This is a genomic window from Nocardiopsis coralliicola (assembly GCF_054779695.1).
Genome location: NZ_BAAGXT010000045.1, coordinates 21,018 through 41,344, shown reverse-complemented (window position 1 = coordinate 41,344; position 20,327 = coordinate 21,018). Strand labels below are relative to the sequence as shown.

The 20,327-nt window shown below is 74.0% G+C and carries 16 protein-coding genes and 2 pseudogenes; 12 read left to right on the top strand and 6 right to left on the bottom strand.

The window, feature by feature from the left end; genetic code table 11:
* The first annotated feature begins 109 nt into the window (after positions 1–109).
* Both fahA and ACYVGT_RS23360 read left to right on the top strand, forming a co-directional pair.
* Positions 110–1,300 (top strand): fumarylacetoacetase, encoded by a 1,191-nt coding sequence (gene fahA, locus ACYVGT_RS23365; RefSeq protein WP_460862291.1) that lies wholly within the window; start codon positions 110–112, stop codon positions 1,298–1,300.
* 31 nt (positions 1,301–1,331) lie between these two features.
* Positions 1,332–2,525, top strand: coding sequence for a 3-hydroxyacyl-CoA dehydrogenase (locus ACYVGT_RS23360; RefSeq protein WP_460862287.1), 1,194 nt, complete (start codon positions 1,332–1,334; stop codon positions 2,523–2,525).
* Between the two features lie 78 nt (positions 2,526–2,603).
* Here the strand turns inward: ACYVGT_RS23360 and ACYVGT_RS23355 are convergent, their stop codons facing one another.
* Positions 2,604–2,978, bottom strand: coding sequence for a hypothetical protein (locus ACYVGT_RS23355; protein WP_460862284.1), 375 nt, complete (start codon positions 2,976–2,978; stop codon positions 2,604–2,606).
* 458 nt (positions 2,979–3,436) lie between these two features.
* Here ACYVGT_RS23355 and ACYVGT_RS23350 point away from each other — a divergent pair, with 458 nt between their 5' ends.
* Positions 3,437–3,766 (top strand): ATP/GTP-binding protein, encoded by a 330-nt coding sequence (locus tag ACYVGT_RS23350; protein WP_460862282.1) that lies wholly within the window; start codon positions 3,437–3,439, stop codon positions 3,764–3,766.
* Between the two features lie 62 nt (positions 3,767–3,828).
* Positions 3,829–4,563, top strand: coding sequence for an alpha/beta hydrolase (locus ACYVGT_RS23345; RefSeq protein WP_460862278.1), 735 nt, complete (start codon positions 3,829–3,831; stop codon positions 4,561–4,563).
* Positions 4,564–4,865: 302 nt separating this feature from the next.
* Here ACYVGT_RS23345 and ACYVGT_RS23340 read toward each other — a convergent pair whose 3' ends face one another.
* From ACYVGT_RS23340 to mce, 3 genes are all read right to left on the bottom strand, one after another.
* The gene (locus tag ACYVGT_RS23340; RefSeq protein WP_460862275.1) at positions 4,866–5,318 is read right to left on the bottom strand and encodes a hypothetical protein; all 453 of its coding nucleotides are present in this window, start codon (positions 5,316–5,318) and stop codon (positions 4,866–4,868) included.
* Between the two features lie 200 nt (positions 5,319–5,518).
* Positions 5,519–6,808, bottom strand: a complete 1,290-nt coding sequence (locus ACYVGT_RS23335) for a DivIVA domain-containing protein (RefSeq protein ID WP_460862272.1) — start codon at positions 6,806–6,808, stop codon at positions 5,519–5,521.
* A gap of 592 nt (positions 6,809–7,400) precedes the next feature.
* The gene (gene mce, locus ACYVGT_RS23330) at positions 7,401–7,880 is read right to left on the bottom strand and encodes a methylmalonyl-CoA epimerase (protein WP_460862269.1); all 480 of its coding nucleotides are present in this window, start codon (positions 7,878–7,880) and stop codon (positions 7,401–7,403) included.
* Between the two features lie 84 nt (positions 7,881–7,964).
* Here mce and ACYVGT_RS23325 point away from each other — a divergent pair, with 84 nt between their 5' ends.
* A complete protein-coding gene (locus ACYVGT_RS23325; protein WP_460862267.1) occupies positions 7,965–9,152 on the top strand; it encodes an acetyl-CoA C-acetyltransferase in 1,188 nt (395 codons plus the stop codon).
* 291 nt (positions 9,153–9,443) lie between these two features.
* Positions 9,444–10,385, top strand: a complete 942-nt coding sequence (meaB, locus tag ACYVGT_RS23320; protein WP_460862265.1) for a methylmalonyl Co-A mutase-associated GTPase MeaB — start codon at positions 9,444–9,446, stop codon at positions 10,383–10,385.
* Positions 10,386–10,858: 473 nt separating this feature from the next.
* Here the strand turns inward: meaB and ACYVGT_RS23315 are convergent, their stop codons facing one another.
* Together ACYVGT_RS23315 and ACYVGT_RS23310 are read right to left on the bottom strand one after the other, a co-directional pair.
* Positions 10,859–11,329 (bottom strand): GNAT family N-acetyltransferase, encoded by a 471-nt coding sequence (locus ACYVGT_RS23315; RefSeq protein WP_460862261.1) that lies wholly within the window; start codon positions 11,327–11,329, stop codon positions 10,859–10,861.
* A 209-nt stretch (positions 11,330–11,538) separates the two neighbouring features.
* Entirely contained in the window at positions 11,539–13,233 is a 1,695-nt protein-coding gene (locus ACYVGT_RS23310; protein WP_460862258.1) for a glycosyl hydrolase family 18 protein, read from the bottom strand.
* A 142-nt stretch (positions 13,234–13,375) separates the two neighbouring features.
* Between ACYVGT_RS23310 and ACYVGT_RS23305 the strand changes: the two are divergent.
* The 6 genes and pseudogenes from ACYVGT_RS23305 to ACYVGT_RS23280 all read left to right on the top strand — a co-directional run.
* Positions 13,376–13,879: pseudogene (locus tag ACYVGT_RS23305) on the top strand (MarR family winged helix-turn-helix transcriptional regulator); the annotation flags it as partial.
* A 291-nt stretch (positions 13,880–14,170) separates the two neighbouring features.
* A complete protein-coding gene (locus tag ACYVGT_RS23300) occupies positions 14,171–15,874 on the top strand; it encodes an acyl-CoA mutase large subunit family protein (protein WP_460862256.1) in 1,704 nt (567 codons plus the stop codon).
* Positions 15,875–16,023: 149 nt separating this feature from the next.
* A complete protein-coding gene (locus ACYVGT_RS23295; protein ID WP_460862253.1) occupies positions 16,024–16,962 on the top strand; it encodes a tetratricopeptide repeat protein in 939 nt (312 codons plus the stop codon).
* A 313-nt stretch (positions 16,963–17,275) separates the two neighbouring features.
* A complete protein-coding gene (locus ACYVGT_RS23290; RefSeq protein ID WP_460862250.1) occupies positions 17,276–18,013 on the top strand; it encodes a cytidylate kinase-like family protein in 738 nt (245 codons plus the stop codon).
* A 341-nt stretch (positions 18,014–18,354) separates the two neighbouring features.
* Entirely contained in the window at positions 18,355–19,758 is a 1,404-nt protein-coding gene (locus ACYVGT_RS23285) for a malic enzyme-like NAD(P)-binding protein (RefSeq protein WP_460862249.1), read from the top strand.
* Between the two features lie 82 nt (positions 19,759–19,840).
* Positions 19,841–20,131, top strand: a pseudogene (locus ACYVGT_RS23280) (YqgE/AlgH family protein); the annotation flags it as partial.
* Between the last annotated feature and the right edge of the window lie 196 nt (positions 20,132–20,327).

The window sequence follows — 20,327 nt, the reverse complement described above, 5'->3', positions numbered from 1 at the left end:
GCGCCCCGCGCCGCCGGCGTCCCCGAGCCCCCACGCCGAGCCCGGCACCCCGGCCCCCGCACCCCCGCGACCGCAACGACCGACCGCTACCGACCCACGAGGAGACCCCGTGCCAGCCTCCCGCCTGCACCTTCCGCAGGACTCCCTGTACGGACCCGACAACCTGCCCTACGGCGTCTTCTCCCCCGCCGGGGCTGCTCCGCGCGTGGGCGTGCGCTACGGCGACCACGTCGTCGACCTGACCGTCCTGCTGCAGGGCAGCGGTGTCGGCACCGACGTGTTCGCCGCCGGCTCCCTCAACCCGTTCATGGCGCAGGGCCACGCGCGCTGGACCGAGGTGCGCGCCGCCATCCGCGAGCGCATCCGGGGCGAGGTGCCGGACGAGGCCGTGCACGCGCTCGGCGACGTCACGCTGCACCTGCCGTTCGAGGTCGGCGACTACGTCGACTTCTACGCCTCCGAGCACCACGCCACCAACCTCGGGCGGCTCTTCCGGCCCGACTCCGCGCCGCTCATGCCCAACTGGAAGCACCTGCCGGTCGGCTACCACGGCCGCGGCGGCAGCGTCGTCGTCTCCGGCACCGACATCGTCCGCCCCAACGGCCAGCGCAAGGCCCCCGACGCCGCGGCGCCCGATTTCGGGCCGTCCCGCCGGCTCGACATCGAGGCCGAGCTCGGCTTCGTGATCGGCACCGGATCGCCGCTGGGCACCCCCGTCAGCACCGCGGACTTCGCCACCCGCGTCTTCGGCGCGGTGCTGGTCAACGACTGGTCCGCCCGCGACATCCAGGCGTGGGAGTACGTGCCGCTCGGGCCGCACCTCGGCAAGAGCTTCGCCACCTCGGTGGCGGCGTGGGTGGTTCCGCTCGCCGCCCTGTCCGAAGCCCGCGTGCCCACCCCGGTGCAGGACCCCGAGCCGCTGCCCTACCTGCAGGAGAGCGCACCGTGGGGCCTCGACATCGACCTGTCGGTGGTGTGGAACGGCCAGGAGATCACCCGCCCGCCCTACGCCCAGATGTACTGGTCGCCCGCGCAGATGCTGGCGCACCTCACCGCCAACGGCGCCTCGACCCGCACCGGCGACCTCTACGCCTCGGGCACCATCTCCGGCCCCGAGCCGGAGACCGTCGGCGCGTTCATCGAGCTCACCCGGAACGGCCGGGAACCGGTGAAGGTCGCCGGCGAGGAGCGCACCTTCCTGGCCGACGGCGACGAGGTCGCCATCACCGCCACCGCGCCCGGCGCCTCCGGCCGCATCGGCTTCGGCGAGGTGCGCGGGCGAGTGCTGCCCGCGCGCTGAGCCGCGCAGACCACGGATTAAGGTGGGCGCCATGGTGCAGGAATTCAACAAGTTCGGCGTGGTCGGGCTGGGGACGATGGGCGCGGGCATCGCTGAGGTGTTCGCGCGCGCCGGATTCTCCGTGACCGGTGTCGAGATCGACGACGACGCCCTCGGCCGCGGCCGCGGGCACATCGAGAAGTCCTTGGGCAAGTCCCTGGACAAGGGGCGCATTACCAGCGCCGAGCACGATGGGATCCTCGGCCGCATCGCGTTCTCCACCGATCGCGAGGCGCTGGCCGACGCCGACTTCGTCGTGGAGGCCGTCCCGGAGCGGATGGACCTCAAGCGCGACGTGTTCGGCGACCTGGACCGGATCTGCCCGCCCGGGACGATCCTGGCCACCAACACCTCCTCGCTGTCGGTGACCGAGATCGCGGCGCTCACCGGCCGCCCGTCGCGCGTGGTGGGGCTGCACTTCTTCAACCCCGCTCCGGTGATGAAGCTGGTGGAGGTCGTCACCACGCTCAGCACGGCGCCGGAGACCGCGGAGATCTCCGCCGAAGTGGCCAAGCGGATCGGCAAGACGCCGGTGCGGGTCGGCGACCGCGGCGGGTTCGTCGCCAACGCCCTGCTGGTGCCTTACATCAACGACGCCATCGCGGCCTACGGGCGCGGGCTCGGCTCGCGCGAGGAGATCGACGCCGCGGTGCAGAAGGCCGCCGGCCTGCCGATGGGGCCGCTCACGCTCGCCGACCTCGTCGGCATCGACGTGTGCCTCGCGGTGATGGACGTCCTGTGGGACGAGTTCCGCGGCCAGCGCTACGCCACCGCCCCGCTGCTGCGCAGGATGGTCGCCGCCGGGCACCTGGGCCGCAAGACGGGGCGCGGCTTCTACACCTACGGCGGCGCCGAGAACGCCGCGGAGCCGCTGCCCGAGGGCCCGGTCGCGCAGGCCGTGCGGTCGGGCGCCCGCGGGTTCGACCTGGCCGACCTGCTGCTCGCGCCGCACATCGACGACGCGCTGCGCATGGTGGGGGACGGCTACGCGACCGCGGCCGACGTCGACACCGCGATGCGGTTCGGCTGCGGGTACCCGCAGGGGCCGCTGGAGATGCTGGACGAGCGGGGCGTTACGTCCGTGGCCAAGGCGCTCGACGGCCTCTCCGCCGCGGGCCTCGCCCCGGCCACGCGCTCCCCGCTCCTGCTCGAGCTGGGCCGAACCGGGGCGGCAACCCTGCGCTGAGCACGACCGGTCCGGCGGCGGGAGGCGATCAACGGCTTCCGCCGCCGGACCGCTGCATGCTCCGCCCGCCGTCCCGGATCAGCGGCCCGCGGTGGCCGGCCCCGTCGCCCGTACGCTGCCCGCAATCGCCGCGCTGATCGCGGTGAGCGCCGCGAAGACGACCGCCAGCCCGGCGAGGGAATCGTCGATTTCCCGGAAGCCGAAGAGGAAGGCGAGCTGGTCGACCTGGCTCGTGCCGAAGGCGAGCGGCGACGCGAAAACGGACGCCAAGGCATAGAGCGCACTCAGGCCGCAGAGCGTCCAGGCGGCGGGAATCCAGCGGAAGAACGTGAAAAGCGCCGCGAGAGCGAGCGCCCCGCCGGAGACGAGCCCGCTGGCCGCGTTTACTCCGAGTGGCCCGGCGCGGTCGACCGGGCCGACCGCGTAGGCGACGTTGACGATCGCGAACGCCACCAGCAGTGCGGACGTGAGCAGCGCCAGGACACCCGCGGTGACGGCCGCCGCGGTTGCCGACCGCGGCCTGGGCGGCCGGGGCGGTGCAGCGCCCGGCCCCGGCCCGCCGCCCACCGGTGCAGGGCCATGGGCCGGCGGCTGTCCGTACTGCGGAGGCGGGGGCTGCTGCGGATTCGGCTGCATGTGCACTCCTCGCAATGACGCCGGCAGGGGGCTGCCGCCGTTGTGGAGTCGGTCATCGTAGCGAAACTCCGCGAAAGGCAGGCGGCAGCGGCAGAACAATCGGGCGAATGGGAGGCGGCGCCGGCCCGGGGCGCGGTCCCGGGGGAATGGCTGCGCCGGCTCGGCGCGCCGGAGCGGAGCCGCACCTCGGGCGGGCGAGCGGGCGGAGTGCGCAGCACGCCGTGAGAGCCGGGGCCGCGGTATTCCCGTGGCAGGGCGCCGCCTACCCTGGAACGGTGAGTCCACGCCGCAATACGCCGCGCCGCCGGAGCGGGCAGGGGAGCGGGGGGCCGGCGCCGGCCGGAGACCCCGACGCCCTCATGCTGCGCGTCACCGGCGGCGAGCGCAGGGAGACCGGCCCCGACGGGGAGTGGGTGACCCGGCGCATCCCCGGGTCGGCCGCCACCAAGACCTACCGGTGTCCCGGCTGCGCCCAGGAGATCCGGCCCGGCATGCCGCACCTGGTCGCCTGGCGCCCCTACGGCGACGGCGAGGACCGCAGGCACTGGCATTCGTCCTGCTGGGAGCGGCGCGACCGGCGCGGAGTCCGCGCGCCGCGCCGCTGACGCGCACCAGCCCGGCCGCCGCTCGGCGGCCGCCTCCGAACACCGCGATCCATCGAGGAGCCATGGACATCCGCGCCACCACGGTCCTGCCCGCCGACCGGCGGCCCGTGACGCTGCACACCGCCGACGGCCTGGACCTGGTCGGCGAGCTCGCGCTGCCCGCCGAGCGCCCGCCGAAGGCCACCCTGGTCTGCCTGCACCCGCTGCCGACGGCGGAGGGCATGATGGACAGCCACGTGCTGCGCAAGGCCTCGTTCCGGCTGCCGGCGCTGGCCGACATCGCGGTGCTGCGGTTCAACACCCGCGGCACCACGTCCCGCCACGGCACCAGCCAGGGCTCCTTCGGCGACGGCGAGGACGAGCGCTACGACGTGGCCGCCGCCATCGAGTTCGCCGAGTTCGAGGAACTGCCGAACCCGTGGCTGCTCGGCTGGTCGTTCGGCACCGAACTCGCGCTGAAGTGGGGCCGCGAGCCCGACATCGAAGGCGCCATCCTCCTCTCGCCGCCACTGCACCGGGCCACCGGCGCCGACCTCGACGGCTGGGCCGACTTCGGCCGCCCCGTCCTGGCCCTCGTCCCCGAGTTCGACGACTACCTCCGCCCGGAGGAGGCACGCAAGCGCTTCGCCCGCATCCCGCAGGCCGACGTCGTCGGCGTCGACGGCGCCAAGCACCTCTGGGTCGGCGAGCCCTACGTCCGCACCGTGCTCAACCGCATCGCCGAACAGGTCGTCCCGGGTTCCACCCCGCTCCCCACCGAATGGGACGGCCCGGCCACCCGCGACACGGGCGCGTGAACGGGATGCGGCCACTTTCCGGTCACTGACCATGCAGGATGGCCACGGCGCCGCCACGGTGCAGGCCGGGCCGTGGGAGCCCGCAGACGCGGGGATGGACCGGCGTGGGTGAGGATGTGGCCGTCCTCGACCAGGGGAGCCCCGCAGGCGCGGAGGAGATGGACCGCTCCACCACGCGCGTGTAGGCCATCCTGGGGCGAGAGCCCCGCGCGTGCGGGGACGGCCCCGAGTCCACGTGGAACTTCACCGGCGTGAGCCCCGCGGGCGCGGGATGCATCGCCGCCGTCAGCTCAATGCACAGCTCAGCCGTCGTCGCCGTCCATGATGGCGTCGATGACGTCGTCGAGGAGTTCGGTTCGCTCGTGCGTGGTGAGCTGGTCGAGGAGCTCCATGGCGGTGCGGAGGGAGACGCGGTCGCCGGAGCGGGAGCCGATGATGATGTGGTCGGCGACGATGCGGGTGGTCAGCGACAGCAGGCGGCTTTCCGGCGGGGGGACCAGTTCGCCGAGGTTGATGGGGTAGCGGGTGTGGGCGTTGCGCCACTCGGCCGACCGCTTGCGGGCGAAGCCCATCAGCAGCGACTCCATCACCTCGTGCTGGTCCACCGCGTGCCGGTCGGCGAGGTCGCGGCAGACCGCGCAGTTGGCCTGCTCCGCCTTGAGGAGGGCGCGAGCCGCCGGGTGCTCCACGTACTCGGCGTGGATCTTCACCGCGTGGCGGTGGGGCAGCTCCAGCCCGGCGGCGGTGTGGCTCATCTGGATGCCCCTCTCGACACTGGTCGGACCCGCCGCGATCGTAGCGGCCCGCACCCGCCGGCCGGGCCCGTTCCTGCGCACGCGCTCGGGACCACGCGGAGCCTGGCGCTGCGCCGCAGAGACGAGAACGGGCCCGGCCCCCGCGGGGGCCGGGCCCGGTGCCCGATCGGATCCGCCTCAGAGCGGCGCCCGGGTGGCCGCTACTCCTGCCACCAGTCCTCGTCCTCACCGGCGGCGACGGCTTCCTTCTGCTTCTTGGAGCCGTTGCCGTTGCCGGCGGCGTTGTTGTCCTTGGACTCGATGGCCTGCTTCTCCGGAGCAGCCGCGGCGGCCGGGGCCGCCGGCATCGAGTCGCCGCCGCCGAGCAGCTGGCGCAGCTGCTGGAGGTGGGACTGGATGCTGTCGCGCTGCTTGGTGAGCTCGTCGACCTGCTGGCGGGCCGCCGTCATCGTGCGGTCGGCTTCGCCCTTCGCGTCGCTCACCAGGTGCTCGGCCTTGGACTTGGCCTCGCCCGCGATCTGCTCGGACTGCTTCTTCGCGTTGGCGACGAGCTGCTTGGCGTGCTGCTCGGCGTCGCGGCGCGTCTGCTCGGCCTGGGTGCTGGCCTTGGTGGCCCGCTGCTCGGCGCTGGCGGCCCGCTCCTCGGCTTCGGAGACGAGCTTCTGCGTCGCGGCCTGGGCGGCGGCGAGGCGCTCGGCGTCCTGGCGCTCCGCCTCCTCGCGGCGGCCGGCGAGCTGGATCTCGAACTCGGCCTCCTCCTGGGCGCGGCGGGCCTCGCTCTCCTCCAGCGCGCGCTGCGCCTGGGCGCGGAGCTCCTCGGCCTGCCGCTTCGCGGCCTGCAGCGTCTCGTCGCGCTCACGCTTCATGGCCGCGCGGGCCTGCGTGCACTCGCGCTCGGTCGTCATCCGGATCTTGGAGATCTCGGCCTCGTGCGTGGCCTGGCGCTCCGCCATCTCGTGCTCAACCGTCGAGATCTTCTTCTGGACCTCGCGCTCGGTGGTGGCGGTGAGCTCGTCCGCCTCCCGCCGGGCGGTCGTGCGGATCTCCTCGGCCTCGTTCTCGCTCGAGGACCGCATCTCGTCCGCCTCGCGCTGGGCGGTGGTGCGCAGCTCGTTGGCCTCGTTCTCGGCCGCGGCCCGCATGTCGGCCGCCTCGATCTTGGCGGCGGCCTTGATGTCGTCGGCCTCGGCGCGGGCCCCCTGGACCAGCTCGGTGGCCTGCTCCTCGGCGAGCCGCAGCAGCTGCTCGATGCGGGCGCCCAGACCCGAGTAGGTGGGCCGGTCCTGCTCCTGGAGCTGCTGCTTGACCTGGCTGAGCTCCTGGCGCGAGCGCTCGGCGGTCTCGCGCGCCTGGTGCAGGTCGTTCTGCTTCTGGTTGATGTAGTCGGTGACCTGCTGCCGGTCGTAACCGCGCAGGACCACGTCGAACTCTGTCGACTCGGTGTCTTCCTCGAAGAAGTTGGTCAGCTGGGCTTCAATATCGGACGACATGTGGCGGAATCCTGAACGGGTGGCGGAACGGCATACGGACGGTCGGCGACGGGCGGGCGCGGGCGCGGGTGATTCGCGCGGCCTTGGTGCGGAACCTCCGCGGACGCCCTCATCCGTCGAGTACTCCTGTGGGGAGGGTACTCTCCGGCGACTGCGGGCGTGTCGTGGTTCCCTCCATTGATACGGAGTCTTGGCCGGCCATTACCGCACCCATGCGTACCGGCGCAAAAGCCCGTCGCGGGGGCGTGGACTACGAGGGGAAACGCCAGATAATCGGCGGCTACCAGACTTTACCAAGCAAAGGGCGCTTCCCGCGGGCGGACCGTGCATTCCGCTCCTCCTGCGCCCCCTGGGACGTGCGCGGACACCGGAAGTGACGGTTGTGTCACGGGCCCGGACCGCTCCGGGGCCGGCGGTGCCGCGGCCGCCCACGAACGCGCGGCAGCCTCGCAGCGGCAGTGGCTCCTGCGCCCCATCCGCCCCCTGCGCCCCGGTGGTCCCGGCCGGGCGGGCAGCGGGATCCGATTCCATTGCAGCGGCAACGCCGCGGCCGCCGATTCGGACACATGTTCCCGACGGCGGCGGGGGCGTGTCAGGGGCGGACGCCGCTTCCGTCGCTCCCGCTCTCCGCGCTGCCGCCGTGCCCGCCGGCCGCTTCGACCACCTCGGTCAGCACGCCGCCGCAGTCCTTCGGGTGCAGGAAGGCGATCCGCGAACCCATCGAGCCCGCCCGCGGCTCCGGGTCGAGCACCCGGACCCCGTGCTCTGCGGCCCGGGCTGACGCGGCGGCCACGTCGCCGGTGCCGAACGCGACGTGGTGCACGCCCTCGCCGTTGCGGTCCAGGAAGCGGGCGACGGGGGAGTCGTCGCGGATCGGCTCCAGCAGCTGGATATAGGAGGCGCCGCCGTCGTCGGTGCCGGAGACGCGCAGCATCGCCTCGCGCACCCCCTGCTCCTCGTTGACTTCCTCGTGCTCCAGCGTGAAGCCGTAGGTCTCGGTGTAGAAGGCCACCGACGCCTGCAGGTCGCGGCAGGCGATGCCGACGTGGTCGATCCGGGTGAACGAAGACACTGCGCAGATCCTCCCGACAGGCGGATGAGCCGACGTCTGTATCGTGGCAGAGCAGGTCTGAAGGCGAACACGTGGAGGCCCCTCATGCCCGGATCCGTCATCGTCGGCGCGGCGCGCACGCCCATCGGCCGGCTGCTGGGCGCGCTCGCCGGGCAGTCCGCCACCGACCTCGGGGCGGTCGCGGTGAAGGCCGCCCTGGAGCGCGCCGGCATCACCGGCGACCAGGTCGGCTACACCGTCATCGGCCAGGTCCTCCAGGCCGGCCAGGGGCAGATCCCGTCCCGCCAGGCCGCGGTGAAGGCCGGTATCCCGATGACCGTGCCGTCGCTGACCATCAACAAGGTCTGCCTCTCCGGCCTCGACGCCATCGCCCTCGCCGACCAGCTCATCGCCGCCGGCGAGGTGGACGTGGTCGTGGCCGGCGGCATGGAGTCGATGACCAACGCCCCGCACCTGCTGCCGCGCTCGCGCACCGGCTACAAGTACGGCGCCATCGAGGTTCTCGACGCCACCGAGCACGACGGGCTGACCGACGCCTTCGACGAGGAGTCGATGGGCGCCTCCACCGAGCGGTTCAACGCCCGCCTCGGCCTCACCCGCGAGGAGCAGGACGCCTTCGCCGCCCGCTCCCACCAGCGCGCCGCCCGCGCTGCCAAGGACGGCCGGTTCGACGCCGAGCTGGCGCCGGTCGAGGTGCCGCAGCGCAAGGGCGACCCCAAGATCGTGGACGCCGACGAGGGCGTGCGCCCGGACACCACGGCCGAGTCGCTGGCCAAGCTCCGCCCGGCGTTCGCCGCGGACGGCACCATCACGGCCGGATCCTCCTCGCAGATCTCCGACGGCGCCGCCGCCGTCGTCGTGATGAGCCGCGCCAAGGCCGAAGAGCTCGGCTGCACGGTGCTCGCCGAGGTCGGCGCGCACGGCAACGTGGCCGGCCCGGACAACTCGCTGCACTCCCAGCCCTCCAACGCGATCAGGCACGCGCTGGGCAAGGCCGGCCGGGACGCCGCGGAACTGGACATGGTCGAGATCAACGAGGCGTTCGCCGCGGTGGCCGTGCAGTCCACCCGCGACCTCGGGATCGACGAGGAGATCGTCAACCCCGACGGCGGCGCCATCGCCCTCGGCCACCCGATCGGCGCCTCCGGCGCGCGGCTCGCCGTGCACCTGATCTACGAGCTGCAGCGGCGCGGCGGCGGCTTCGGTGCCGCGGCGCTGTGCGGCGGCGGCGGCCAGGGCGACGCGCTCCTCTTCCAGGTTCCCGGAGCCTGACCAGCGCTGCGGAGCCCTGCTCCGCGGTCGGCTGGGCCCGTGCGCCTGCGGGCCCAGCGCTCGCACGCTTCAGCAGCGGTCCCGGCGTGTGCGGTGCAGGCCCTTCCGCGGGCGGTGGCGGTGCAGTAGGGACGGTGCTGCACGGCCGCCCTGCACGGCACGGAAGCACGGCATGCGCGGGGAACAGCGCAGTGGGAGGGCGCGCGGCACCGGGGCCGCGCGCCTGCAGCAGCGTCGATGCTCCACCGGCGCCCGGGGTGCGCCGCCGAAACGGTTGGGGAGGCCCAGGCCATGGATGTGACCGGACTCGCTGAGCGGGTGCGCGGCGGTGACCGGCGCGCGGTCGCGCGCGCGGTCTCCCTGGTGGAGAGCGCCGCGCCGCAGCTGCGGCCGCTGACCGCCGCGCTGGCCCCGGCGACCGGCCGGGCCCGCATCGTCGGGCTCACCGGGCCGCCCGGCGTCGGCAAGTCCACCTCCACCAGCGCCCTGGTGGGTGCGCTGCGGGCGCGCGGCGAGAGCGTCGCCGTGCTCGCGGTCGACCCGTCCTCGCCGTTCAGCGGCGGCGCGCTGCTCGGTGACCGGGTCCGCATGCAGGAGCACGCCACCGACCCGGGCGTCTTCATTCGCTCGATGGCCAGCCGGGGCCACCTCGGCGGGCTGTCCTGGGCGACACCGCACGCCCTGCGGGTGCTCGACGCTGCCGGCTTCGACACGGTGCTGGTGGAGACCGTCGGGGTCGGCCAGGCCGAGGTCGACATCGCCGGGCACGCCGACACCACGATCGTCCTCTGCGCCCCCGGCATGGGCGACGGCGTGCAGGCCGCCAAGGCCGGTGTGCTGGAGATCGCCGACGTGTTCGCGGTGAACAAGGCCGAGCGGGAGGGCGCGCACGCGACCGTCCGCGAACTCCGCCAGATGATCGCCCTGGTCGAGCGGCCCGCCGGCGCGTGGAAGCCGCCGATCGTGTCCACCTCCGCGATCGACGGCACCGGCCTGGACGAACTGGTGAAGCGCCTCGACGAGCACGCGGACCACCTGCGCTCCGGCGGCGGGCTGGAGCTCCGCCGCACTGCGCGGGCGCGCGCTGAGATCGAGTCGATCGCCCTGGAGGAACTCCGCTCCCGCCTGGCCACGGTGCACGGCCACGCCGGCATCGACCGGCTCGCCGCCGGCGTCGCCGCGGGTGCGGACCCCTACGCGGCCGCCGACCGGCTGCTGGGCGACGACGGCTGAGCCGGCTGAGCCTGCGCACACAGCCGAGTCCGGGTGGTCGGCAGGCGGCGGTCTGCGGCGGCGCGGTCGGAGCCTGCCTGTGCGCACGATCCGCCACGCGGAGCGGCGGCGCCGCTTCCGGGTTGCGTCTGCCCCGGCCTGCCTGGCTGCGGGCCCCGTGGCGGGGCGTCCACGCCCGCCGCGGGAAGCGCCGGCCGGTGGTGCCCGGAAGCGTGCTGGTGGGTGCCCCGGGGCAGCGCGCCCTCCCCCTGCTTCGGCCTGTGCAGCCGTGCGCCGGGAGTGCTCCGGAGGCGCTGGCCCCGGCCGGCCTGCCGGAGCCGGGCCCCACCCGGTGCGGCGCTGGCTGACGGGAGGCGAAGGGCGCCTCCCGCGGTCAGCACCGTGCGGGCGTCGACGCCGGCAGAGGGCGGCCGGACGGGGGCGGTCCGTGCCCGGCCTCTGCCTGGGCGGAGTTCGGGGGACTGCCGGGCCGGTCAGCCCGCCGAGGCCGGTGCGGTACTGCGGTGCAGGACCATCGGGACGTGCGGGATGCCGTCGTCGAGGAACTCCGGCCCGTCCACCGCGAACCCCAGGCCGGTGTAGAGGCCGGCGGCGGTGGTCTGGGCGTCCAGGCGGACCGTGCCGGCCGACGTCTGCTCAAGGGCGGCGGCGAGCAGGGCGCGGGCCAGGCCCCGGCCGCGGGCGTGCTGGGCGGTGGCGACGCGGCCGATGCGCGCGCTGCCGTCGGCTTCGGTGAGCAGCCGCAGGCAGGACTCCACCGCCCCGGTGGCGGCGTCGGTACTCCACAGGTGGAGTGTGCCCGGCTCGGTGTCGCGCCCGTCGAGTTCCGGGTAGGGGCACTCCTGCTCGACCACGAACACGTCGACGCGCAGCCGGAGCAGCGCGTACAGCTCGGCCGGCGCCAACTCGTCGAAGGCCGCCGTGCTGATCATGGATCTCCGCATGCCGGGCAGCCTATGCGAGCCGCCGGATCCGGACGGGACGGGGCGCCAGGCACCGCCGGCCGAACGCGGCAGGCCCGGAGACGGCGCGGGGTGCCGCCCCGTTCACGGCGGCACCCCGCGGTGGCGGGGGAGGCCCGTCTCGTCGGCCATCGCCGGACCGCCCCCGCCGGGATGGCCGCCCGGCCGTGCGCACCGGGCGGCCGGGATCGTCAGCCCGAGCCGTTGAGCTCGCCGTCCAGCGCTGCCATCAGGGCGCCGTCGGACGTGTCTCCGTCGAGCGACCAGGCCATGGCGCCGCCCATGCCGCGCTCGCGGGCCCAGGCGGTCTTCAGCGCGATCGCCTCGGGGTCGTCGTAGTTCCACCACTGGTCGCCGTTGTAGATCCAGGCGGTGCCGGCGTGGTCGTCGCGGAAGACCTCGTAGCCGTCCTCCTCGACCATGCCCTGCAGCACGGAGAAGTCGTTGTAGCCGGGGTCGCGCGGTCCCGGCGCGGCGCCGTCCGACTCCTGCCAGAGTCCGTCGCCGTCCGGGCCGGGCTCGACCCCCTCCCAGCCGCGGCCGTAGAACGGCACGCCCATCACCAGGTCGGCCGGGTCGGCGCCGCGGTCGACGTAGGCCTGCACCACCGTCTCGTAGCTGCGCGGCGCCTCGGCGGGGTCGCCCTCGGGCACGCGCACGTTGGCCTGGTGGCCGGTGCTGGTGGACCAGGTGCCGGTGAAGTCGTAGCCCTGCACGTTGATGAAGTCGAACTCCTCCATCAGCTCGGGCACCTCGTAGCCGGCCTCGATCGCCTCGGTGCTGGCCGGCACGAACGCGGTCAGGTCATAGGCGCGGCCGGTCTCGGCGGAGCGCTCGTCCAGCTGTTCGCGGAACTCCTGCACCAGCGCCGTGTAGTTCTCCTTGTCCTCCTCGCGGATGATGTTCCCGGGCTCGCCCTCGGTTCCGGGCCACTCCCAGTCCAGGTCGATGCCGTCGAAGAGGCCCGCCGCGGCCCCGTCGCCGCCGGCGCCGTTCAGCTCGGGCAGGTCGCCGTCGATGAACTGGGAGATGCAGGACGCGACGGCCTCCTCGCGGTTCTCCGGCAGCGCGGCGTTGGAGAAGTAGTCCGACCAGGCCCAGCCGCCGAGGGCGATGCTGACGCGCAGGTCCGGGTGGCGCTCCTTGAGCTTGCGCAGCTGGTTGAAGTTGCCGCGCAGCGCCTGGTCGGGGTTGTCGGCGACGCCGTCCACGCTCTCCTCGGCCGTGTAGGCGCGGCCGTAGTCGGAGCGGGCCTCGCCGACGCCCTCTTCGTCGGAGGCGAAGCAGCGGCCGTCCTCGTCGAGGTTGGCGAACGCGTAGTTGAGGTGGGTGAGCTTCGCGGCCTGCCCGGACTCGTCCAGCACGCGCGCGGTGTAGCCCTTGTCCTCGGCGCCCCACTGGGTGAAGTAGCCGACCTGGCGGTACCCGGGTTCGGCGCCGGACCCGTCGCAGGGGGCCCCGTTGACGGTGCACGCGGCGAGGTCGGCCGGGCCGTCGCCGCCGGTGCCGGTGTAGCCGAAGGTGTAGCTGCCGCCCGCGGGGACGTCCGCACCCCATTCCGGCGGGGCCACGGTGTAGGAGGCGCCCTCGCCGGAGTCCTCCCGCTCGGTGAGCGTCGCGTCCCACATCGCGTGCACGCGGGCGTCGCCGGCCAGCGTGATCTCCACCGACCAGTCCTTCAGCGGCGCGTCGGTCGGGTTGTCGATGGTGATCTCGGCCTGGTAGCCGGAGGGCCACCGGGACTGCTCGGAATGCTCGACGGTGACGGCGCCGCCCTGCGGCCGCTCGTCTGCTCCGGCCGCGGCCGGAGCCAGCGGGACGAGGAGCAGGGCGGCCGCAGCGGCGACCGTGCGCCGCCTCCTGGGCGCTGCGTGGGGGAATGGCATCGCGGTGGTCTCCCGGGGGGTCGGGGGCGAGAGGCGGGTTGCCGGGCGCGCGGCCCACTAATTTTTAGGAAACTTAACTATCAATATTGGCCGGGTCAACGGTCCCGCCGCGGGATTGTGCACTGGGCGTTAGAGTGGCGGCGTGGGAAACGCGCTGAACCTGCCGTTCGATCCGATCGAGCGCGCGCACGAGAACTGGGAGCGGCGCTGGGGCGCCTCTCCCGCCATGGCCGCCGTCACCTCGGTCATGCGCGCGCAGCAGATCCTGATCGGCCGGCTTGACGCCGCACTCAAGCCCTATGGGCTCACCTTCGCCCGCTACGAGGCGCTGGTGCTGCTCACCTTCAGCGCCAGCGGCGCGCTGCCGCTGGGGAAGATCGGCGAGCGGCTCATGGTGCACCCCACCAGCGTCACCAACACCATCGACCGGCTGGAGCGGCAGGGCCTGGTGCGCCGCGCGCCCAACCCGAGCGACGGCCGCGGCACCCTCGCCGAGATCACCGACGCGGGCCGCGAGGCGATGGAGGGCGCCAGCCGGGACCTGCTCGCCATGGACTTCGGTTTCGACGAGTACTCCGACGACGAGCTCGGCGCACTGCACCGCGCCTTCATCAAGCTGCGCGTCGGATTCGGCGACTTCCCGGCCGCCGCAGCGGGCGGCCCCCTCTCCACCCCGCCGGAGGAGGCCGCATCCGACGGAGCCGCCGACCCCGCAGCCGGGGCGCCGGCCCTCGGTGGCCGCGCCGGGCGCGAAGGCGAGCGCGCCGCCGGCTGACCCCGCCTCCCGTGCCGGGCGGCGGCTGCGTTCCGGCGGTGCGCTGGGTTCCGCATCCCCCGTTCCGTCCGCCCTTCCTTCTTCCGCATCCCCTTTCGGGTATTCTGCGCGGCGCTCGGCGGGACTCTTGGCAGGTTTATTCGGAAGTCCTAGTATCGGGATATGGCGACCAGTGACGAGATCGCGGACGGCCGTGCCCGCTGGCAGGCCCGCTTCGATGCGGCCCCCACCCGCGACGCGGACTTCACCACCCTGTCCGGCCTGGAGGTGGAGCCCGCCTACGGTCCGCCGCCCGGCACCGAGCAGCCGGGCTTCGAGCGGATCGGCTGGCCCGGCGAGTTCCCCTACACCCGCGGCCTCTACCCGACCGGCTACCGCGGCCGCCCCTGGACCATCCGGCAGTTCGCCGGCTTCGGCAGCGCCCGCCAGACCAACGAGCGCTACAAGATGATCCTGGAGTCCGGCGGCGGCGGGCTCTCGGTCGCCTTCGACATGCCCACCCTGATGGGCCACGACTCCGACGCCCCGATGGCGCTGGGCGAGGTGGGCCACTGCGGCGTGGCCGTGGACTCCACCGCCGACATGGACGTGCTGTTCGACGGCATCCCGCTGGCCGAGGTCACCACCTCGATGACCATCAGCGGCCCCGCCGTGCCGGTGTTCTGCATGTACCTGGCCGCCGCCGAGCGGCAGGGCGCCGACCTGTCCCGGCTCAACGGCACCCTGCAGACCGACATCTTCAAGGAGTACATCGCGCAGAAGGAGTGGCTCTACCCGCCCGAGCCGCACCTGCGCCTGATCGGCGACCTCATGGAGTACTGCGCCGAGAACATCCCGGCCTTCAAGCCGCTGTCGGTGTCGGGCTACCACATCCGCGAGGCCGGATCCACGGCCGCCGAAGAGCTCGCCTTCACGCTCGCCGACGGTTTCGGCTACGTCGAGCTGGGCCTGTCCCGCGGCATGGACGTCGACGTGTTCGCCCCGGGGCTGTCCTTCTTCTTCGACGCCCACATCGACTTCTTCGAGGAGATCGCCAAGTTCCGGGCCGCCCGCCGCATCTGGGCCCGCTGGATGCGCGACCGCTTCGGCGCCACCACCGAGCGGGCGCAGTGGCTCCGCTTCCACACCCAGACCGCCGGCGTCTCGCTCACCGCGCAGCAGCCCTACAACAACGTCGTGCGCACCGCCGTGGAGGCGCTGTCCGCAGTGCTCGGCGGCACCAACTCGCTGCACACCAACGCGCTCGACGAGACCCTCGCACTCCCCACCGAGCAGGCTGCCGAGATCGCCCTCCGCACCCAGCAGGTGCTGCGCGAGGAGACCGGTGCGGCCAACGTCGCCGACCCCCTCGGCGGCTCCTACTACCTCGAAGCCCTCACCGACCGGATGGAGGAGCAGGCCGAGGAGGTCTTCGCCCACATCGTGAAGATGGGCGGCGGCGAGGACGCCGAGCACGCGATCGGCCCGGTCACCTCCGGCATCCTGGCGGGCATCCGCAACGGCTGGTTCAGCTCGCGGATCGCCGAGTCCGCGTTCCGCTACCAGCAGGCGCTGGAGAAGGGCGACAAGCGCATCGTCGGCGTCAACACCGCGGAGAACACCGTCTCCGGCGCGCTGGAGATCCTGCGCATCGGGCACGAGGTCGAGCGCGACCAGGTCGCCGCGCTCACCGGCCGCCGCGCGGAGCGGGACGGCGCCGCAGTGCAGGCCGCCCTGGACCGGCTGCTCGCCGCCGCCCGCGACCCGCACTCGGGCAACCTCGTGCCGCTCATCCTGGACGCGGCCCGCGCCGAGGCCACCCTCGGCGAGATCTGCGGGGCCATGGGTGAGGAGTTCGGCACCTACGTGGAGGACCCGCAGTTCTGACCCTGCGCGCGCGGCATAGCGGTTCCCGCTGAGCACGGGCCGGCGCCGCCCGGGCTCCGGTCCGCGCCGCCGGCGCGGCGGCCGCCGGGGCCCGAGACCGGCCGCCGGGCTGTTCCCGGTGGTCGCCGCGGATGCGGCAGGATGGGGGCATGCAGCCATCGGACTACTCCATGCAGGGCGCGATCGACCTCGGGGCCCGGAAAGCGGCCATGGAACGCGAGGCCAAGCGCGAGGCCGAGCAGGCGTCGGGCACCGCCAACCCGTACGCGATCGACGTTGACGAGAGCAACTTCCAGCAGGTCGTCCTCGAGGGGTCCACCCGGGCCCCCGTGGTGCTGGCCGTCCTCCAGGCCCGCTCCGAGCAGTCGGCCCAGGTCGAGTCGGCCCTGGACCGGCTCGCCGTCGGCGCCGGCGGGCAGTGGGCACTGGCAAAGGTCGACGTGCAGGCCAACCCCCAGATCGCCCAGGCGATGCGGGTGCAGGCGGTGCCCACCGTCGCGCTGGTGATCGGCGGCCAGGTCGTGCCGGGTCCGGCCGGCCCCGCTGACGAGGCGCAGCTGCGGCAGTGGCTCACCGAGATCTTCGAGGAGCTCCGCCGCCAGCAGGTGCTCCCCGCCGAGTACGCCGGCCTGGGCCCGGAGGACGCGGCCGACGAGGCCGAAGCCGAGCCCGCCGAGGACCCGGTCGAAGACGAGGCCCGCCAGGCGCTGGAGCGCGGCGACTTCGCGGCCGCCGAGGCCGTCTACGCCGCCGAGGCCGAGCGCGACCCCCGCAACGAGGAGGCCAAGCTCCGCCTCGCCTGGGTGCGCGTCGCCCGCCGCACCGAGGGCATCGACGCCCAGGCTGCGCTGGACGCCGCCGCGCAGGCCCCCGACGACGTCGACGCGCAGCTCGCCGCCGCCGACGTCGAGGTCGCCACCGAGCGGTACGAGGCCGCCTTCGACCGCCTGGTCGACCTGGTCCGGCGCACCCGCGACGACGACCGCGACCGGGCCCGCACCCGCCTCCTCAGCCTCTTCGAGGTCCTGCCCCCCGGCGACCCGGCGGTCGCCGCGGCGCGCCGCGCCCTCACCTCGGCCCTGTTCTGAGCCCCCGCTGCGGGCCGGCTGCGCCGCGCCCGCCCGCACCGGGCCGCCCGCCGCCGCGCGGTGCGGGGACGACCGTCCCCGCACCGCACCGCGGCCGGCCGCGCAGATGAAGGCAGCCCCGCTCCGCAGCGGCTGCGGCAGGCCGGGCCTCTCCGCCGGCCGCTACCCGCCGCCCGCGAACCGCCGGCGGCGGAAGCGCTCGCGCGCGGCGCGCTGCGGGAGCCGGCTCGCCGGTGTGCCCGGACCGCCTTCCGCCGTTGCGGTGCCCCCCAGCCGGGGTAGAAGACCGTCAGGTGGAACGGATGGTGGCGCTATGGCGTACGCAGTGACGGTGTCGGCGACGTTCGGAGCCGGCGGCAGTGTTGTCGGGCCTGCCGTTGCCGAACGGCTCGGGGTGCCCTTCCTCGACCGGGCCGTGCCGACCGCCGTCGCCGAGCAGGTCGGCTGCACACTGGAAGACGCCCTCACCCGGGACGACCGCGCTCCCAGCGGCCTGGAGCGCCTGCTGGCGGGCGCCGCGCGGCTGCCCACGGTCACCCTGGGCGGGGTGGAGACCGGCTACCCCGGGTTCGGCGCCGACGGGCGGGTGCTCGACGACCGGGAATTCGTCGAGCGCACCGAAGAAGTGCTCGCCGCCATGGCCGAGCGCGGCGGCGTCGTCCTCGGCAGGGCCGCCGCGATCGTCCTCGCCGACCGCCCCGGCGTGCTGCACGTGCGGCTCGATGGCCCGCCTGCGCGCCGCTTCGACCAGGTCGTGCGGCTCGGAGAGGCGGGCTCCGGGGAGGCCCTCGCCGATCCCTGGGCCGACACTGCGACCGGCACCGGGGCGCCCGAGTGGCGGCCGCCGCGGATGCGCGACGTCGCCGACAACGACCGTGCCCGCACCGCCTACGTGCGCCGCTACTACCGCACCGACCCCGCCGACAGCCGCCACTACCACCTCGTGCTCGACTCCACCGCGGTCTCCCTCGACACCTGCACCGACATCATCGAGCGGCTCGCCCGCGAGCATGCCGGGACCGCCCGGGGCGCCGAACGGCCCGCGGGCTGACACCTGCCCGGCCGGCCCGCTGGCGGCGCCACCGCTGGCCGGCGCCGCCGACACCGCAGGATGAACGGCCTCAAATGCCGCATAAGCTGTGGCAATGCGCGCCACGCGCCGCCGCGCAGGCAGCACCGCGGGATTCCCGCCCCCGCGCGGGCCCTGGACGATCGGCGCGGTGGCACCATGAGGGATGCGCCCGAGCACCCGATGCGCCCTTCCCCGGCGCCCCGGACGGGACACGACGTCCGGACCCGCGGCCCCAGCCAGGCCGCGGCGGTGCACGGCGGCGCGCGACTGAGCCGGTCGCGGCGTCGATGCGCGGCAGACATGACATAGAGGAGCTATCCGTGGCCACCCTTCCCAGCGTCTCCTACTCGATAACGGTCCGCCTCGAACTGGACGGCCACGGCACCGCCGTCGGCAGCCTCACCAACGCGGTCGAGCAGGTGGGTGGCGTCATCACGGCACTCGACGTCGCTCAGGCGGCCCACGAGCGGATCCGCATCGACGTGACCTGCGCGGCCCGCGACACCGACCACGCCCAGGGCATCGTCGACGCGCTCGGCGCGCTGGAAGGCGTCACGGTCCACAAGGTCAGCGACCGCACCTTCCTCATGCACCTCGGCGGCAAGATCGAGATGAAGTCGAAGGTGCCGCTGCGCAACCGCGACGAGCTGTCCATGGCCTATACCCCCGGCGTGGCCCGCGTCTCCCAGGCGATCGCCGCCAACAAGGAGGACGCCCGGCGGCTCACCGTCAAGCGCAACACCGTCGCCGTCGTCACCGACGGCTCTGCCGTGCTGGGCCTGGGCAACATCGGCCCCGAGGCGTCCATGCCGGTCATGGAGGGCAAAGCGGCGCTGTTCAAACGCTTCGCCGACATCGACGCCTGGCCCATCGCGCTGGACACCCAGGACGTCGACGAGATCGTCCGCACCGTCCAGGTCATCGCCCCCGGCTTCGGCGGCATCAACCTGGAGGACATCTCCGCGCCGCGCTGCTTCGAGGTCGAGGCCCGGCTGCGCGAGCTGCTCGACATCCCGGTCTTCCACGACGACCAGCACGGCACCGCGATCGTCGTGCTCGCCGCGCTGAAGAACGCGCTGCGCGTTGTCGGCAAGGAGCTCGCCGACGTCCGGATCACCATGTCCGGCGCCGGCGCGGCCGGCACCGCCATCCTCAAGCTGCTGATGCACGCCGGCGCCAAGCACATCGTGGTCTGCGACGTCAACGGCGCCGTGCACCGCGACCGCGGCGACACCGACCCGAACCTGCAGTGGATCGCGGAGAACACCAACCCCGAGGGCTACGCCGGCCCGCTGAGCGGCGCCGTCGCCGGCGGCGACGTCTTCATCGGCGTCTCGGCGCCCAACGTGCTCTCCGGCGAGGACATCGCCGAGATGAACGAGGACTCGATCATCTTCGCGCTGGCCAACCCCGACCCCGAGGTCGACCCGGACGTCGCCCACCTGCACGCGTCGGTCGTGGCCACCGGCCGCAGCGACTACCCCAACCAGATCAACAACGTGCTGGTCTTCCCGGGGTTCTTCCGCGGGCTGCTCGACGCGCAGAGCCACAGCGTCGACTCGGACATGATGGTCGCTGCCGCGGACGCGCTCGCCGGTGCGGTCACCGACGACGAGCTCGGCCCGCACTACATCGTGCCCAGCGTCTTCCACACCGGCCTGTCCCAGGCCGTCGCCGCGGCCGTGCGCGACGCCGCGGTCCGCAACGGCGCCGGCACCGAGTAGCCGCGCACTGCGGGAACAGCTGCCCCCCCCGAGACCGGGGTGCAGCCGTTCCGGCCCGGGATGCCGGGGTAGACCAGCGGGTATGAAGGACCAGAACCTCACCGGGCGCCTGCTGGTGGCGACCCCGGCACTGGAGGACCCCCACTTCCGGCGGGCGGTCGTGCTGATCGTCGACGACGACGCCGACGGCACGCTCGGCGTCGTCGTCAACCGCCCGTCGGCCCTGCCGGTCGACGAGGTACTGGCGGGCTGGAGCGCCTTCGCCAGCGCTCCGGCGGTCATGTTCGACGGGGGACCGGTCGGCGCCGGCTCGGGACTGGCGATCGGCCTGCCCGGAGACGAGCCCGAGCCGCTCGGCTGGCGCGCCCTGGAGGACTGCGCCGAGGAGTCCGGCGGAGAGCCCGCAGATCCGGAAGGGCCCGGGGTTCCCGGCGAGCCCGGCGGGATCGTGGACTTCGGCGGGCCGGGCGGCTTCGAGGCGCCGGCGGAGCCCGAAGAGCCCGAGGTGTTCGAGGAGACCGGTGAGCCCGTGCAGGCGGAGGAGCCCGGCGGCCCCGGCGCGCCGGGCG

What these genes read in the sequence shown, in the direction of transcription:
- ACYVGT_RS23300 (WP_460862256.1), top strand. Translation starts at nt 14,171, where the DNA reads ATGGCGACCAGTGACGAGATCGCGGACGGCCGTGCCCGCTGGCAGGCC.
- ACYVGT_RS23340 (WP_460862275.1), bottom strand. Translation starts at nt 5,318, where the DNA reads ATGAGCCACACCGCCGCCGGGCTGGAGCTGCCCCACCGCCACGCGGTG.
- ACYVGT_RS23310 (WP_460862258.1), bottom strand. Translation starts at nt 13,233, where the DNA reads ATGCCATTCCCCCACGCAGCGCCCAGGAGGCGGCGCACGGTCGCCGCT.
- ACYVGT_RS23295 (WP_460862253.1), top strand. Translation starts at nt 16,024, where the DNA reads ATGCAGCCATCGGACTACTCCATGCAGGGCGCGATCGACCTCGGGGCC.
- ACYVGT_RS23335 (WP_460862272.1), bottom strand. Translation starts at nt 6,808, where the DNA reads ATGTCGTCCGATATTGAAGCCCAGCTGACCAACTTCTTCGAGGAAGAC.
- meaB (WP_460862265.1), top strand. Translation starts at nt 9,444, where the DNA reads ATGGATGTGACCGGACTCGCTGAGCGGGTGCGCGGCGGTGACCGGCGC.
- ACYVGT_RS23345 (WP_460862278.1), top strand. Translation starts at nt 3,829, where the DNA reads ATGGACATCCGCGCCACCACGGTCCTGCCCGCCGACCGGCGGCCCGTG.
- ACYVGT_RS23315 (WP_460862261.1), bottom strand. Translation starts at nt 11,329, where the DNA reads ATGCGGAGATCCATGATCAGCACGGCGGCCTTCGACGAGTTGGCGCCG.
- ACYVGT_RS23325 (WP_460862267.1), top strand. Translation starts at nt 7,965, where the DNA reads ATGCCCGGATCCGTCATCGTCGGCGCGGCGCGCACGCCCATCGGCCGG.
- ACYVGT_RS23360 (WP_460862287.1), top strand. Translation starts at nt 1,332, where the DNA reads ATGGTGCAGGAATTCAACAAGTTCGGCGTGGTCGGGCTGGGGACGATG.
- ACYVGT_RS23290 (WP_460862250.1), top strand. Translation starts at nt 17,276, where the DNA reads ATGGCGTACGCAGTGACGGTGTCGGCGACGTTCGGAGCCGGCGGCAGT.